16 protein-coding genes and 1 tRNA gene are annotated in these 14442 nt (G+C 67.2%); 7 read left to right on the forward strand and 10 right to left on the reverse strand.

Features of this window, described 5'->3' with window-relative positions; translation table 11 throughout:
- Positions 1-16 precede the first annotated feature (16 nt).
- Both AC4LGL_RS19555 and AC4LGL_RS19560 read left to right on the forward strand, forming a co-directional pair.
- Positions 17-481 (forward strand): GatB/YqeY domain-containing protein, encoded by a 465-nt coding sequence (locus AC4LGL_RS19555; RefSeq protein ID WP_064888124.1) that lies wholly within the window; start codon positions 17-19, stop codon positions 479-481.
- A gap of 46 nt (positions 482-527) precedes the next feature.
- On the forward strand, positions 528-674 hold the full coding sequence (locus AC4LGL_RS19560; RefSeq protein WP_491840235.1) for a hypothetical protein: 147 nt from the start codon (positions 528-530) through the stop codon (positions 672-674).
- 3 nt (positions 675-677) lie between these two features.
- Here the strand turns inward: AC4LGL_RS19560 and AC4LGL_RS19565 are convergent, their stop codons facing one another.
- From AC4LGL_RS19565 to AC4LGL_RS19575, 3 genes are read right to left on the reverse strand one after another with little or no spacing between them, the layout of a single operon-like run.
- Complete coding sequence (locus AC4LGL_RS19565; protein ID WP_491840236.1) at positions 678-1340, reverse strand: phosphodiesterase; 663 nt, start codon at positions 1338-1340, stop codon at positions 678-680.
- A gap of 40 nt (positions 1341-1380) precedes the next feature.
- The gene (locus AC4LGL_RS19570) at positions 1381-2175 is read right to left on the reverse strand and encodes an acyl-CoA thioesterase (protein WP_491840237.1); all 795 of its coding nucleotides are present in this window, start codon (positions 2173-2175) and stop codon (positions 1381-1383) included.
- 36 nt (positions 2176-2211) lie between these two features.
- Positions 2212-2706 carry an SRPBCC family protein gene (locus tag AC4LGL_RS19575; RefSeq protein WP_491840238.1) on the reverse strand — a complete coding sequence of 165 codons (495 nt, stop codon included), beginning with the start codon at positions 2704-2706 and terminating at the stop codon, positions 2212-2214.
- A gap of 68 nt (positions 2707-2774) precedes the next feature.
- On the opposite strand from AC4LGL_RS19575, the gene AC4LGL_RS19580 reads away from it, so the two are divergent.
- Positions 2775-3923 carry a serine/threonine-protein kinase gene (locus AC4LGL_RS19580; RefSeq protein ID WP_491840239.1) on the forward strand — a complete coding sequence of 383 codons (1149 nt, stop codon included), beginning with the start codon at positions 2775-2777 and terminating at the stop codon, positions 3921-3923.
- Positions 3924-4350: 427 nt separating this feature from the next.
- Here the strand turns inward: AC4LGL_RS19580 and AC4LGL_RS19585 are convergent.
- From AC4LGL_RS19585 to ponA2, 4 genes are all read right to left on the reverse strand, one after another.
- A tRNA-Pro gene (locus AC4LGL_RS19585) sits at positions 4351-4424 on the reverse strand.
- Positions 4425-4725: 301 nt separating this feature from the next.
- Positions 4726-5832, reverse strand: a complete 1107-nt coding sequence (gene cds1, locus AC4LGL_RS19590; protein ID WP_491840240.1) for an L-cysteine desulfhydrase Cds1 — start codon at positions 5830-5832, stop codon at positions 4726-4728.
- Positions 5829-6773, reverse strand: a complete 945-nt coding sequence (locus AC4LGL_RS19595) for a metallophosphoesterase (RefSeq protein ID WP_064881207.1) — start codon at positions 6771-6773, stop codon at positions 5829-5831. The genes cds1 and AC4LGL_RS19595 overlap by 4 nt, the downstream gene beginning before the upstream one ends.
- A 27-nt stretch (positions 6774-6800) precedes the next feature.
- On the reverse strand, positions 6801-9251 hold the full coding sequence (gene ponA2 / locus AC4LGL_RS19600) for a transglycosylase/D,D-transpeptidase PonA2 (protein WP_491840241.1): 2451 nt from the start codon (positions 9249-9251) through the stop codon (positions 6801-6803).
- 326 nt (positions 9252-9577) lie between these two features.
- Between ponA2 and AC4LGL_RS19605 the strand changes: the two genes are divergently transcribed.
- The gene (locus tag AC4LGL_RS19605) at positions 9578-9907 is read left to right on the forward strand and encodes a WhiB family transcriptional regulator (protein ID WP_019347376.1); all 330 of its coding nucleotides are present in this window, start codon (positions 9578-9580) and stop codon (positions 9905-9907) included.
- 46 nt (positions 9908-9953) lie between these two features.
- On the opposite strand, the gene bagB is transcribed toward AC4LGL_RS19605, so the two are convergent.
- Entirely contained in the window at positions 9954-11087 is a 1134-nt protein-coding gene (gene bagB, locus AC4LGL_RS19610; protein WP_491840242.1) for an ATPase BagB, read from the reverse strand.
- Complete coding sequence (gene bagA, locus AC4LGL_RS19615; protein ID WP_491840259.1) at positions 11087-12118, reverse strand: ATPase BagA; 1032 nt, start codon at positions 12116-12118, stop codon at positions 11087-11089. The genes bagB and bagA overlap by 1 nt, the downstream gene beginning before the upstream one ends.
- Positions 12119-12162: 44 nt before the next feature.
- On the opposite strand from bagA, the gene sp36 reads away from it, so the two are divergent.
- Genes sp36 through AC4LGL_RS19630 form a run of 3 tightly spaced genes read left to right on the forward strand, consistent with a single transcriptional unit; the run spans position 12163 to position 13596 of the window.
- Complete coding sequence (gene sp36 / locus AC4LGL_RS19620) at positions 12163-12324, forward strand: Sp36 family protein (protein WP_075908995.1); 162 nt, start codon at positions 12163-12165, stop codon at positions 12322-12324.
- Positions 12321-12776: a RidA family protein gene (locus tag AC4LGL_RS19625; protein ID WP_491840243.1), complete on the forward strand. Its 456-nt coding sequence runs from the start codon at positions 12321-12323 to the stop codon at positions 12774-12776. The genes sp36 and AC4LGL_RS19625 overlap by 4 nt, the downstream gene beginning before the upstream one ends.
- 34 nt (positions 12777-12810) lie before the next feature.
- Positions 12811-13596: an MBL fold metallo-hydrolase gene (locus tag AC4LGL_RS19630; protein ID WP_491840260.1), complete on the forward strand. Its 786-nt coding sequence runs from the start codon at positions 12811-12813 to the stop codon at positions 13594-13596.
- Between the two features lie 106 nt (positions 13597-13702).
- On the opposite strand, the gene crp is transcribed toward AC4LGL_RS19630, so the two are convergent.
- A complete protein-coding gene (gene crp / locus AC4LGL_RS19635; RefSeq protein ID WP_003883807.1) occupies positions 13703-14377 on the reverse strand; it encodes a cAMP-activated global transcriptional regulator CRP in 675 nt (224 codons plus the stop codon).
- Between the last annotated feature and the right edge of the window lie 65 nt (positions 14378-14442).

Consider the following 14442-nt stretch of genomic DNA (forward strand, 5'->3'; position numbering starts at 1 on the left):
CGGCTAGGTTGACGCTATGGCCGAGCTCAAGGACAAGCTGCGCGCGGATCTGACCGGCGCGATGAAGTCGCAGGACAAGCTGCGCACCGCCACCCTGCGCATGATGCTGGCGGCGATCCAGAGCGAAGAGGTCTCGGGTAAGCAGGCCCGGGAACTGTCCGACGCCGAGGTGATCGCGGTGCTGGCCCGCGAATCGAAGAAGCGCGGCGAGGCCGCCGAGATCTACACCCAGAACGGCCGGGGTGAGTTGGCAGCCAACGAGCATGCCGAGGCCCGGGTGATCGACGAGTACCTGCCCACCCCGTTGACCGACGCCGAACTGGCCGACGTCGCCGACACCGCCATCGCACAGGTCGCCGAGCAGACCGGGGAACGGCCCGGCATGCGCCAGATGGGTCAGGTGATGAAGGCCGCGACGGCAATTGCCGCGGGCAAGGCCGACGGCGCGCGGTTGTCAGCGGCGGTCAAGGCGCGGCTGTAGCTGTCGGCGATGCGTTGAAACCCACGACGACGGGTATCTCAAGCGCATGCCAACCGGTAAAGGGATCTACGACGAAGAGCACCGCGAGAAGAACGGTGCTGCGGGCGACAAGCCCGCCCGGGCAAAGGACGTTCCGGAGGACACGCCGGACGTCGACACCAGCGAGAGCACGACGCACGAACCGCCCGACTGAACGCTACTCAGCATCGCGCCCGACGCGACTGCTGTGATATGCGCTGCGGCGGATGTCGGCCAGCCATGTGGGCACCAGGCGAACCCCGTCGGCCTCGTGCAAAGCAGGATCGAACGACACGTCACGGCCGTGGGGCAGCTTCTCGCACAGTGACAGTCGGGCGACGGGCTCGAATTCGCCGGCGGCGGGGGACTGCTCGATGTCGAACTCAACCCCACCGCGTTCCAATTGCTGGTCCACGCTGCCGAGCGAAAGCCCGGCGCCATCGAAGTCGGTGGTGAGACGGGCTCGCAGCCACCACAGCGCGCCCTCGAATCTCAACGGCATCACACTCGAGAACGTGATCCCTGCCCAGGAATTGGCCGGCCACAAGACAAATCGATTGCCGGCCAGTGTGGAGGCCAACAGCACATCCCACGGTGTGCCCGACAGCTGCGGTGGCATCCGCCACGCCAGGCCGGCGATGTCCGGCACCGAATCCGGGGTCCCGATCCCTTTTGACAACCTGCCCACCACATCGCACGAGTAGAGCGGCAGGCCCCGGCCTGCGGGTGCGGTGCGCTCCAGATGACCCCGCGCCAGCACACCGTTCGGGTGGAACAGCCGTCGGTGCCGCATCGCGGCACCGATCTCGACCGGCCAGGACGTGACATCGGAGATCTTCATGCCACCGGTTGCCCGCCATGCGGCGGTGACAAACGTGGAGCTAGACCGGAATCCGCCAGAGCGCTTCCTGGCTGACGCTGGCGATCAGTGCGCCGGCCGCGTCGTACAGCGAGCCGCGGGCCAGGCCACGGGAATCGTTGTGGTTCGCCGACTGCAACTCATATCGGTGCCAGTCGCAGGGCAAGAACGGGCGATGGAACCAGATCGAGTGGTCCAGGCTGGCGGCGAAGCCAAGGTCGGCGCGAAGCGGGACCATCGGCGGTAGCGCCGAGGGGACCGGACCGAGATCCGACATGAAGGCCAGGGTGCAGGCCCGGATCAGCGGATCGTCCTCGATCTCGACCTGGCTGCGGATCCAGAACGGCGACACCGCGAACTCCGACGTGTCGTCGGGCATGGTCCGTAGGTCGAACTTGTCGCCGAAGTCCATGACGTCGAGCTTGGGGGCCGCTGCGTCGAACTCGAGGGTGGGCGGGGCGTCGGGGGACCAGTCCAGACCGGGCTCGGGTTGATGGAACGACGCCAGCATCTCCAGGATCACCTTGCCGTCCTGGCTGGCGGTGACGTGCCGGGTCGCGAACGCGCGTCCGTCGCGGGTGCGGTCGACGTGGAACTCGACGTCGGCGTCGTAGCGGCCGCCGCGGACGAAGTAGGCGTGCAGCGATTGCGGACGCTTACCGCCATCGACCGTGGCTCCGGCCACGCCCAGTGATTGGGCGGCGATCAGCCCGCCGAACAGCCGCTCGGTCGCCCCTCTGCGCGGTTCCCGAATGCAGAAGTCATCACCATCGCGATCGAACTGCAGCAGTTCGGCGATCCAGCTCAGCGCGGCCATCGGCCGACGCTATCAACTGCTTGGTTGGGACCTCGGTCACACTCGGGCGAAATAGCGCTGGCCGTCGGAGGCCAGGCGCCCGAACGCTGCTTTGACCACCGGCGCCAGGCCCTTGAACGGGATCGCGAACAACGGCTTCGGCTCGATCGCCACGATCCAGGTGAACTGCGTTTCTCCGTCGCCTGCGGGTTCGACCAGGTAGTCCTCGGCGAACCGGCGCAGTGACGGAATGTTGGCGTGGTCGACGGTGAACGAGTACCGCCGGCCCTCCTCCCACCGGAAGAACGTCTCGTGCACCCGGACCACTCCAGGTGCCAGCGTCACCTCGCGAGAGGTCCCGACGCCGAACGGCCGCGGCGCCAGCCACTCGACTTTGTTGACCGACGGTCCCCAGGCAGCCAGGGACTCATCGGAGACCAGCGACTCCCACACCTTCTCGGGCGATGCGGCGAACCGCTTCTGATAGGTGAAGATGTGCGGCGCCGTGCTGAAGAAGGCGGCGTCGGCGGGTTCCAACCTGAACCTGGGCATGGTGCCAGCATGCCGCAGAACAGCATTCCGGGATACTTGGAGCCAAGCGCACGGCGGAGGGGAGATCTATGACGGCGGCGCTCGCCGGCCGCTACGAGCTACGTGGCGTGCTCGGCCGAGGCGGCATGGCCGAGGTGCGCGATGGCTGGGACACCCGGCTGTCGCGCCCGGTCGCGATCAAACTGCTCTATCCGGCGCTGGCCGCCGACGAGGTGACGCGTCGGCGATTCGAGGACGAAGCGCGCGCCGCCGCCGCGCTGAACCATCCCAATATCGTCGCGGTCCACGACAGCGGTGAAGACCACGGGACGCCCTACATCGTGATGGAACGGCTGCCCGGGCCGACCCTGGCCGAGGAGATCGCGGCCGGACCGCTGTCCGCCGACCGGGTGCGCTGGGTGCTGGCCGACCTGCTGGGTGCGCTGACCGCCGCCCACGGCGCGGGCATCCTGCACCGCGACATCAAACCTGGCAACGTCCTGATCACCAGCTCGGGCACCGCCAAGCTTGCCGACTTCGGTATCGCCAAGACGGCCGGAACCGCCCACACGCACGTCGGAACCGTGTTCGGCACGCCGGATTACCTCAGCGCGCAACGGATTACGGGCCAGCCGGCGACGGTGTCGGACGATCTGTACGCCGTCGGTGTCCTCGGTTACGAGGCGCTGACCGGACGGCGGCCCTTCGCCCGGGACCATCCGATCGCCACCATGCGCGCCGTCGTCGACGAAGCCCCGATGCCGATCGGCATGCTGCGCCCCGACGTCGACCCCGCTCTGATTCACGTGCTGGAGCGCGCGATGGCGCGGGACCCGGCCTACCGCTTCGCCGACGCCGTCGAGATGCGGGCGGCATTGCACGCCGCCCCGACCGCTCCTCCCGCGACCCTGATGCTGCCTGCCCCGCTGCCGACCCGGCGGTCGCGCGTCCGGATGGTGCTCGCCGGACTGGCCGTTGCGGTGGCCGGCATCCTCGGGGTCATCCTGTTGATCGCCGATCCGCCGCCGCAGCGCGCGCCGGCCGTGACGCCGGTGACCACCACTGTCGAGCCGATCGTGCCTGCCGCGCCAAGCATCCCGACCGTCACCCCGACGCTGCCCGAGGACGAAGGGGAGTGGGGCAACTGGAACGGGAACGGTCAAGACCAGCGGAATGGTAACGGCAACGGCAACGGGAATGGCAGGGGCCACGGCAAGAAAGGCCATCAACATGAGTGACGGCGCCTGACGCGTCGGCGATAGGCCCGAATTGGGAATAGATGCCGGGGCCGCAACGTTTTCCATTGCATAGAAGTTCTATGTTTTCAATGGATTGGTTCGATATGAGTAATTTCGGCATCAAGTTCTCGACCGTGATTGGTGGATGCGCTGTTGTTGCGCTGAGTGTGTTCGGGGTCGTCGGAGGCCTGCAGAGTCATCCCGCCTCGCTTCTCGGGTCCGAGCCGGCATCTCCGATGCAGACCGGGGTAACCATCGCGCCGTCCAACCCCGCGCAGGCACCCGAGATCCCCATGGCTACTCCGGGAATCAAGGGACCTGCTCCACTGCCGCCGGAAGAACAAGGACTACCGGGATAGGCAAGCTGTCGACCGGAATCGAAAAGGCCCAGACCGGATTTCTCTGGTCTGGGCCTTGATCACACGAGTCGGGGTGGCGGGATTCGAACCCACGACCTCTTCGTCCCGAACGAAGCACGCTACCAAGCTGCGCCACACCCCGTGTGAAGCTCCGACAGCGTATCGCACCGGGTACCTCGGACGCCAAACGGCCACCTCTGCGCCGGTTTCTACCTCTGGGCGGTGCGCCGGCGCGGACCACAGCCCTGGTGTGGAAATCGGCAACGGGACGCAACGGCGACCGGCGCCGGGAAGCGACGGGAAGCAATGAGGGTGTCGGCGGTGTTCTACCCACTGACGACATCCGAATCGACTGGAGTACTCATGACCGTCCTGGGCGCCACCATTTACCTGGGGTTCTTCGCGCTGGCAGCGTTTTGGCTGTTCTTGACGGCCGAGACGGATCAGGACCAGCTGCCCGAACGCTCGAACTCCGACAGCACCTCCGCCGATTCCGACAGTTCCAGCCCCTGGGCGCTGAGCCAGTCGGCATCGAAGTAGGTATCCGCGTAGCGGTCACCGCTGTCGGCCAGCAGTGTCACCACCGACCCGCTGCGGCCGTGCGCGATCATCTCTGCCAATAGCTGGAACGCGCCCCACAGGTTGGTTCCGGTCGACGGGCCGACGCGGCGGCCCAGCACTCGGCTGGCGTGATGCGCCGCGGCCACCGACCCGCAGTCGGGGACGGTGATCATCTGATCGACCACCCCCGGCAGGAACGACGGCTCGACCCGCGGCCTGCCGATGCCCTCGATGCGCGACGATGCGCCCGTGACGACGTCGTCGCGGCCCTGCGCGTAGCCGGGGAAGAACGCGGAGTTCTCCGGGTCGACGACACACAACTGCGTGGCGTGCCTGCGGTAGCGGATGTAGCGGCCGATGGTCGCACTGGTGCCACCGGTGCCGGCGCCCACCACGATCCACTCCGGAACCGGGTGCGGTTCCAGACGCATCTGCTCGTAGATCGACTCGGCGATGTTGTTGTTGCCACGCCAGTCGGTGGCCCGTTCGGCGTTGGTGAACTGGTCCAGGTAGTGCCCGCCGGTCTCCTCGGCCAACCGCTGGGCCTCGGCGTACACCTGCGACGACTCGGCGACGAAATGGCAACGGCCGCCTTGGGCTTCGATCAGCGCGATCTTGGAGGCACTGGTCGACTCGGTCATCACTGCGATGAACGGCAGGCCGAGCAGTGCGGCGAAGTAGGCCTCGGACACCGCCGTCGACCCCGAAGACGCCTCGATGATCGTGGTGCCCTCGCCGATCCAGCCGTTGCACAAGCCGTACAGGAACAGGGAGCGGGCCAGCCGGTGCTTGAGGCTGCCGGTGATGTGGGTGGACTCGTCCTTGAGATACAACGCGACGTCGATCTCGTCGCGCCACTTGGTCGGCAGCGGATAACGCAACAGATGGGTGTCGGCGCTGCGTTTCGAATCGGCCTCGATCAGCCGCACCGCATTGTCGACCCACCGGCGTGGCCGAGGACGCGACGCGGTGCAGCCCGGTTGGCTCACCGGGCCGAGACGGCCGGGCTGGATTGCCCGGCCCTGATCCCGACGTGGCCGCCGCCGGTCGGCGCTGCGACGAGCGTCAGCAGGGTGGCCTCGGGGCGGCAGCAGAACCGCGCCGGCGCGAACGGCGACGTGCCGATACCCGCGGACACGTGCAACTGCATGTGGGAACCCCACTTCGAGGCGCCCTTGGCCCGCGACCGGTCGAGCTCGCAGTTGGTCACGATGGCCCCGTAGAACGGGAGGCACAGCTGCCCGCCATGGGTGTGCCCGGCCAGCACCAGCTGATAGCCGTCGGCGGCGAAGCGGTCCAACACCCGCGGTTCGGGGGAGTGCGTGAGCCCCAACGTCAGGTTCGCCGCGCCGTTGGCCCGGCCGGCGATGGTGTCGTAGCGGTCGCGCTTGAGGTGCGGATCGTCGACGCCGGCCACCGCGATGTGCTGCCCGGCCACCTCGACGTCCCGACGGATGTGGGTCATGTCGAGCCAGCCACGCTCGGTGAACGCCGCGCGCAGGTCCTGCCACGGCAACGGTTCACCGTGCGTCCGATGGTCCGGGTTGGTGAGGTAGTTCAGCGGGTTCTTCAGGCGCGGCGCGAAATAGTCGTTGCTGCCGAACACGAACAGGCCGGGCGCGGACAGCAGGTCGCTCAGTGACTGCACGACGGCGGGCACGGCCTTCGGATGGGCCAGGTTGTCGCCCGTGTTGACCACCAGATCGGGTTCGAGGCGTGCCAGATCACGCAGCCAGGCCTGCTTACGGCGCTGGTTGGGACGCATGTGCAGATCGGACAGGTGCAGCACCCGAAGGGGTGACGAGCCAGGGGCCAGTACCGGCATGGTCGCTTCCCGCAGCACGAACGCATTGCGCTCGATGAGGGTCGCGTAGCCGATCCCGGCAACCAGCGAACCGGCGGTGACGGCAGCTGCCTTCTTTACTGACATGCAGGCAAGCCTACTGCGAACCGATGGTCACGGGGGCGGTGGAGGGCCGAGCACCGGGACGGTGATCGGAGGCAACCCCGGGATCTCGACGACTGTCTGGCCGATCTCAGGTGGCGGGCCGCCCGGCAGTGGGAACGGGAACTCGGGCGGTGGCGGGGCCGGCGGGATCCCGTTACTGACCTGGATCGTGATGATCGAGCCCGGAATGGTCTGGCCGCTGGGCGCGGTGCCGACGACGGTGCCGGCGCGCGAGCTGCTGTTGACCGAGGCGGAGCCGTCGGCCACCTGGAATCCGGATTCCTTGAGCCGCTGGCGCGCGGCCGTCTCATCCAGTCCGGTCACGGTCGGGACCACGGAGCCGGGGCCGCCGTCGACGTAGCGCGGATCTGTCGGCGGCAGGGCGACCGGGCCGAAGTTGTTGGCGATCGGCTTGAGCGCCGTGAACCAGGTACGGGCCGGTTCGTTACCGCCGAACAGGTTGCCGTCGCCGCACTGGCGCAGCGGGAACGAGCACAGCTCGCCGGGGCTGGTGGAATCGTCGTAGATGTAGTTGGCCGCGGCGTACTGATTGGTGAAGCCCAGGAAGCCCGACGACCGGTGCGCCTCGGTGGTGCCGGTCTTGCCCGACATCGGCAGGTCCCAGCCGACCGAACCGGCCGACCCGGAGGCGGTGCCTCCGGCCTGATCGTCCTTGCTCATCGCATTGGCCAGGGTGTTGGCCAGACCCTCAGGCACCGCCTGATCGCAGGTCTCGGTGGTCACCGACACCTCCTGACCGTGGCGATCGAGCACCTGGCCGATCGGATTGGGCGGGCACCAGGTGCCGCCGGAGGCCAGGGTGGCCGCCACATTCGACAACTCGAGCGCATTGACCTCGATGGGGCCCAGCGTGAACGAACCGATGTTCTGGCGCTTGACGAAGTCGGCCAGGCTTTCATTGCTGTCCGGGTCGTAGTCGCGGGCGGTGCCGGGCAACGCGTAGGACCGCAGGCCCAGCTTCACCGCCATGTCGACCGACCGTTGCACACCGATCTGCGAGATCAGCTTGGCGAACGCGGTGTTCGGTGAGGTGGCCAGCGCATCGGTGACGCTCATCGAACCCCGGTAGCCGCCGGCGTTCTTCACGCACCAGGTTTCCTTCGGGCACCCCGGGGTGTCACTGCTGCCGAGTCCCTTGGCCTGGAAGAACCCGGGCACCGCCAGCTGGGTGTTGATGCCCATCCCCATGTCCATGGCCGCGGCCGTGGTGAAGATCTTGAAGATCGATCCGGCGCCGTCGCCGACGAGCGAGAACGGCTGCGGTTGCATGGTCTCGCCGGCATCGGTGTTCAGACCGTAGGTGCGGTTGCTGCCCATCGCCAGGACCGGGTGGGATTCCTTGCCCGGCTTGACCACGCTCATCACGCTGGCGATGCCGGGTGCGTCCGGGCGGGCGATGCTGTCGATCGCCGACTTCACCGAGCCCTGCACATCGGGATCCAGCGTGGTCTTGATCAGGTAACCGCCCTTGGCCACCTGCTCCTTGGACAGCCCGGCGCGGGCCAGGTATTCCAGCGCGTAATCGCAGAAGAACGCCCGGTCACCGGCCGCGATGCAGCCACGGGGCAGTTCGTTGGGCTGCGGCAGGATGCCCAACGGCTGCTGCTTGGCGGCCCGCAGTGCGTCGGCCTCCTGCGGGATGTTGTCGATCATGGTGTCCAGCACCAGGTTCCGCCGGGCCAGGGCGCCGTCAGGGTTGGTGTACGGGTTCAGCGCGCTGGTGGACTGCACCATGCCGGCCAGCAGCGCGGCCTGCTGCCAGTTCAGCTCGGAGGCGTTGACGCCGAAATAGGTCTGCGCGGCGTCCTGAACGCCGAACGCACCGTTGCCGAACGAGACCAGGTTCAGATACCGCGTCAGGATCTCGGGCTTGGTGAAGGTCTTGTCGAGCGTCAAGGCCATCCGGATCTCACGCAGTTTGCGAGCCGGCGTGGTCTCGATCGCGGCGCGGCGCTCGGCGTCGGTCTGGGCGATGACGAGCAGCTGGTAGTTCTTCACGTACTGCTGCTCGATGGTCGAACCGCCGCGGGTGTCGGAATCACCGCGCATATATCCGGTCAGACCGGTCAGGGTGCCCTGCCAGTCCACACCGTTGTGTTCGGCGAACCGCTTGTCCTCGATGGAGACCAGCGCGAGCTTCATGGTGTTGGCGATCTGATCGCTCGGCACCTCGAAGCGCCGCTGTGAATACAGCCACGCGATGGTGTTGCCCTTGGCATCAACCATGGTCGAGACCTGCGGAACCTCACCGTCGACGAGGGCGGCCGATCCGTTGGCCACCACGTCGGAAGCCCGGTTCGACATCAGGCCGAATCCACCCACCAACGGGAACATGAAGGTGGCCACCAGCACACTCGCGAGCAGGACGCACCAGGCGAGTTTGATGATGGTGACCGCTTGGGGTGGCTGCGCGGGCGGTCGTGTCGGCGGCTCCGGCATGGGTACAGAGTAGCCAGGTCGCCGAGCGGCGCTGCCCGTGAGCGGGCCCCGCGGGCATATCGCGCTTGCCTGCAGAAACACCTCAGTGCGCACCGACCCCGGTCAGACGGCACGGCCGTCCCAAAAAAGTGGGCGACAAACTGTTGCGTAAATACCCTCTGACCACCTAGCTTGGACACACAGTGCGATCCAGGTAACACGGGCTGTCGCAATGTGGCGTAGATCGCAATAGCGTTCTACACCGGAAGGTTCAACGCCCGTCATCTGGGGAGATGACAGGAACGAAGGGATCGCTGGTGTCAGGTACAAGAACTGTCGCAGACAAGATGAACGCTTCCGCCCCCGCCACGAATCTGGTCCATCGAGGCGAGGGTGAAGCCCGGATCGCCTGGGTTTCACAGGCACGATGCCGTCAAGCCGACCCGGACGAGCTGTTCGTGCGGGGTGCCGCGCAACGCAAGGCCGCGGTGATCTGTCGCCACTGCCCGGTGATCCTCGAATGCGGTGCCGATGCACTCGACAACCGCGTGGAGTTCGGCGTCTGGGGCGGAATGACCGAGCGGCAGCGGCGTGCCCTGCTCAAGCAGCATCCCGAAGTCATCTCCTGGGCCGAGTTCTTCGCAGCCCAGCGCAAGCACCACCGCAGCGCCGTCTGACCCGCAATCCTTCACACCACACCGCGGCTGCGCCGCCCGCCTGATGTCAGGCGGGCTCGGCCGCCTCTCCGGTGATCTGATCGGCGATCGCGCGCAGCGCGTCGAGATCGGAGACATCGAACGGTAGTGACGGCACCCCGACGATCGCCACATGCGGGTTGGCGCCGGTGAACCGGGACAGCAGCCGGATCTCGCGCTTGGCGGTGTGGGCCCGGTCGGCGTGGATCCGCAGCACGGCCTCGGCCAGTGAGTCCGAACCCTCTGCCGCCAACTCGTCGGCGGCTTCCTCTGCCTTGTCGGCATGCAGATCGCACAGCATGGGATGGGTGCGGTTCAGGATCAGCCCGGCCAGCGGCATGTGCTCGTTCGACAGCCGGTCGACGAAGAACGAGGCCTCGCGCAGTGCGTCGGGCTCGGCCGCCGACACCACCACGAACTGAGTGCCGCGGCGCTTGAGCAATTCATAGGTACGGTCGGCCTTCTCGCGGAACCCGCCGAAGGTCGCGTCCAGTGACTGTACGAAACCTGCTGCGTCGGAAAGCATTTGCGATCCGAGCACCGTGGACAGGGCCTTCATCGCCAGCCCGACCGCGCCGGTGACCAACCGGCCGATCCCACGTCCCGGCGCCAGCAGCATCCGCCACAGCCGACTGTCCATGAAGCTGCCCAACCGCTTCGGGGCATCGAGGAAGTCCAGGGCGTTGCGCGACGGCGGGGTGTCCACCACCACCAGATCCCACTTGTCCTCGGCCAGCAGCTGGCCGAGCTTCTCCATCGCCATGTACTCCTGCGTGCCGGCCAGCGAGGTCGCCACGGTTTGGTAGAACTGGTTCTCCAGAATGGAGTCGGCGCGGTCCGGTCCGGAGTACTGCACCACCATCTCGTCGAACGTGCGGCGCATGTCCAGCATCATCGCGTGCAGTTCCCCGGTGACCTCCGGGGCCAGCGGAACCCGCTGCGGGGTGTTCCCGAGATCCTTGATCCCCAGCGCCTGGGCCAGACGCTTGGCCGGGTCGATGGTCAGCACCACGACGGTGCGGCCGTACTCCGCGGCCCGCAGCGCCATTGCGGCTGCGGTGGTGGTCTTGCCGACTCCGCCTGCGCCGCAACACACTACGACGCGGTTGGCGGTGTCGGACAGGATGGTGTGCATGTCAAGGGCGGACGGTTTGGCGCTCACTATCGGACCCCCTGCTGTTCCAGTGCTTCGGCGAGTTCATAGAGACTGCCCAGGTCGACACCATCGGCCAGCGACGGCAGCTCAAGGCGGGGTACGTCGATGGCATCGAGGAGTTCGGCACTCTCGGCGCGTGCGGCGATCCGGGTGGCGTGCTGGATGGACTCGGTCAGAAGACCGGCGAAATCGTTGTCCGCCAACGTGATTCCAGCCTTCTCCAGGCCCGCGCGGACGGCGTCGGCGTCGATGTCACCCTCGGCCGCCTTGGCCAGATCCTCGGCAGGCAGGTAGGCCGGGATGTTGCGGTTGACGATGACGCTACCGATCGGCAGTCCCATCTCGGTGAGCTCGTCGATGGCTTCGAGCGTCTCCTGGATGGGCAGCGCTTCCAGCAGCGTCACCAGGTGGATCGCGGTCTGTTCGGAGTGCAGCAGCTTGACCACACCGTCGGCCTGCGAGTGCACGGGCCCGCCCTTGGCGAGGTCGGAGACCGCCTTGGTGACGTCCAGGAACCGCGGAATGCGGCCGGTGGGAGGGGAATCCACCACCACGGCGTCGTAGACGCCGCGCTTGCCCTTGGCGTCCTTGGCGGTACGCGTCACGATTTCTTTGATCTTGCCGGTGAGCAGAACGTCACGCAGACCGGGCGCGATCGTGGTCGCGAATTCGATGGCACCGATGCGGCGCATGGCCCGGCCGGCCAGGCCGAGGTTGTAGAACATGTCGAGGTACTCCAGGAACGCGGCCTCGATGTCGATCGCGAGCGCGTTGACCTGTCCGCCGCCATCGGCCGTGGCCACCTTGACTTCCTCATACGGCAGCGGTGGCACGTCGAACAACTGCGCGATGCCCTGCCGCTCCTCGACCTCCACCAGCAGCACCTTGCGGCCGCCGGCCGCCAGGGCCAGCGCCAGTGCCGCTGCGACGGTGGACTTGCCGGTGCCGCCCTTGCCGGAAACGAAATGCAGCCGGGCCTTTGTCAGCCTCGACGGCCAGCCGACGTGTTTGGCGCCGCTCTCTGTGGTTGCCACCAGTGCATGCTAACCAAGCCTGGGTGTCCGACCGATAGGCTCGGGCCATGAGCGAACCAACCCGGTGGGAATACGCCACGGTGCCGTTGTTGACCCACGCCACGAAACAGATTCTCGATCAGTGGGGACAGGACGGCTGGGAGCTGGTCTCCGTGCTGCCCGGCCCGACCGGCGAGCAGCACGTGGCCTACCTGAAGCGGCCGAAGTGACCAACTCTCAGCGGTTGGCCGAACTCGGCATCGAACTGCCGGACGTCGTCGCTCCGCTGGCCGCGTACGTCCCCGCCGTCCGGACCGGCAACCTCGTCTACACCGCCGGTCAGCTGCCGATCCAAGCCGGCGAGCTGCTGGCCACCGGCAAGGTCGGCGCGGAGATCAGCCCCGAGCAGGGCAACGAGCTGGCCCGGGTCTGCGGCCTCAACGCGCTGGCCGCCGTGCACGCACTGGTGGGCATCGACTCCGTCGTCCGGATCGTCAAGGTGACCGGGTTCGTCGCCTCCGCAGCCGGATTCAGCGGACAGCCCGGCGTCGTCAACGGCGCCTCCGAACTGTTCGGCGAGATCTTCGGCGAGGCGGGCGCGCATGCGCGTTCGGCCGTCGGCGTGTCGGAACTGCCGCGCAACGCGCCGGTCGAAGTCGAGATCATCGCCGAGATCGCGTAAGCGATCGAGCATGAGGAGAGGCAACCGCGTCGTCATGCAACACCCGGCCTACGGGCTGTTACGGCCGGTGACCGAATCGGCCTCGGTGCTGCTGTGCGACAACCCGGGGCTGATGACCCTGGAGGGCACCAACACGTGGGTGCTGCGCGGTCCGGGCAGCGACGAGATCGTCATCGTCGACCCCGGACCCGACGATGCGGCGCACATCGCCCGCATCGCCGAACTGGGCACCGTCGCGTTGGTGTTGATCAGTCACAAGCACGAGGACCACACCGGCGGCATCGACAAGCTCGTGGACCTGACCGGCGCCACGGTCCGTTCGGTCGGCAGTGGCTTCCTGCGAGGCCTCGGCGGTCCGCTGACCGATGGCGAGGTGATCGACGCGGCCGGGCTGCGGATCAAGGTGATGGCCACCCCCGGCCACACCGTCGATTCACTGTCGTTCGTGCTCGACGACGACAACGGGCAAGGGGCGGTACTGACCGCCGACACCGTGCTGGGCCGCGGCACCACCGTCATCGACACCGAGGACGGCAGCCTGCGTGACTACCTGGAATCCCTGCAGCGGCTGCAGGGCCTGGGCGCCCGGACGGTGCTGCCCGGGCACGGGCCCGATCTGCCGAATCTCCACGAGGTGACCGCGATGTACCTGGCCCACCGCGAAGAGCGGTTGGACCAGATCCGGGCGGCGCTACGGGAACTCGGTGAGGACGCCTCGGTCCGCCAGGTCGTCGAGCACGTCTACACCGACGTCGACCAGAAACTGTGGGACGCCGCCGAGAAGAGCGTGCAGGCCCAGTTGGACTATCTGCGGGCCTGACCCCAGAAACGCCGAAACGGCATTCCAGCAGCTGATTACTCGAAACAATCGCTGCCGGAATGCCGTTTCGGCGGAAAACTAACGCGCGCTGTGCTGGATGCTCGCGCTAGCGCGCTCGGCGCGCCAACCTTTCGCTGTCGCTGATCAGCACGCTCTTGCCCTCCAAGCGGATCCAGCCGCGGTGGGCGAAATCGGCGAGTGCCTTGTTGACGGTCTCGCGGGACGCGCCGACGAGCTGGGCGATCTCTTCCTGCGTGAGGTCGTGCGTGACGCGCAGCGCCCCGCCCTCCTGGGTTCCGAACCGCTGAGCCAGCTGCAACAGCTGCTTGGCCACGCGGCCGGGAACGTCCGTGAAGATCAGGTCGGCCAGGTTGTTGTTGGTGCGGCGCAGACGACGCGCGAGCACCCGCAGCAGCTGCTCGGCGATCTCGGGACGGTCGGCGATCCACGCGCGCAGCGCGTCGCGGTCCATCGACACGGCGCGCACCTCGGTGATGGTGGTGGCGCTCGAGGTACGAGGCCCCGGGTCGAAGATCGACAGCTCACCGAACATGTCCGACGGGCCCATGATGGTCAGCAGGTTCTCGCGGCCGTCCGGTGAACGGCGGCCGATCTTCACCTTGCCGGAAATGATGATGTACAGGCGGTCGCCGGGTTCGCCCTCGGCGAAGACGGTGTGCCCGCGCGGAAAGTCGACGGGCTGCAACTGCTTCGTCAGCGCCGAAACGGCGGTCGGTTCGACGCCCTGGAAGATTCCGGCCCTGGCCAGGATCTCGTCCACGTTGCCCCTTAAGCTATTGGGTGTGTTGTCCTCTTACTGATATTTCCTGCTCAGTCTAGAGGTAC

This window comes from Mycolicibacterium arcueilense (assembly GCF_058536225.1).

What these genes read in the sequence shown, in the direction of transcription:
- AC4LGL_RS19575 (WP_491840238.1), bottom strand. Translation starts at nt 2,706, where the DNA reads ATGCCCAGGTTCAGGTTGGAACCCGCCGACGCCGCCTTCTTCAGCACG.
- ponA2 (WP_491840241.1), bottom strand. Translation starts at nt 9,251, where the DNA reads ATGCCGGAGCCGCCGACACGACCGCCCGCGCAGCCACCCCAAGCGGTC.
- sp36 (WP_075908995.1), top strand. Translation starts at nt 12,163, where the DNA reads ATGAGCGAACCAACCCGGTGGGAATACGCCACGGTGCCGTTGTTGACC.
- AC4LGL_RS19605 (WP_019347376.1), top strand. Translation starts at nt 9,578, where the DNA reads ATGAACGCTTCCGCCCCCGCCACGAATCTGGTCCATCGAGGCGAGGGT.
- AC4LGL_RS19570 (WP_491840237.1), bottom strand. Translation starts at nt 2,175, where the DNA reads ATGGCCGCGCTGAGCTGGATCGCCGAACTGCTGCAGTTCGATCGCGAT.
- AC4LGL_RS19595 (WP_064881207.1), bottom strand. Translation starts at nt 6,773, where the DNA reads ATGTCAGTAAAGAAGGCAGCTGCCGTCACCGCCGGTTCGCTGGTTGCC.
- AC4LGL_RS19555 (WP_064888124.1), top strand. Translation starts at nt 17, where the DNA reads ATGGCCGAGCTCAAGGACAAGCTGCGCGCGGATCTGACCGGCGCGATG.
- AC4LGL_RS19630 (WP_491840260.1), top strand. Translation starts at nt 12,811, where the DNA reads ATGCAACACCCGGCCTACGGGCTGTTACGGCCGGTGACCGAATCGGCC.
- AC4LGL_RS19560 (WP_491840235.1), top strand. Translation starts at nt 528, where the DNA reads ATGCCAACCGGTAAAGGGATCTACGACGAAGAGCACCGCGAGAAGAAC.
- AC4LGL_RS19565 (WP_491840236.1), bottom strand. Translation starts at nt 1,340, where the DNA reads ATGAAGATCTCCGATGTCACGTCCTGGCCGGTCGAGATCGGTGCCGCG.
- AC4LGL_RS19580 (WP_491840239.1), top strand. Translation starts at nt 2,775, where the DNA reads ATGACGGCGGCGCTCGCCGGCCGCTACGAGCTACGTGGCGTGCTCGGC.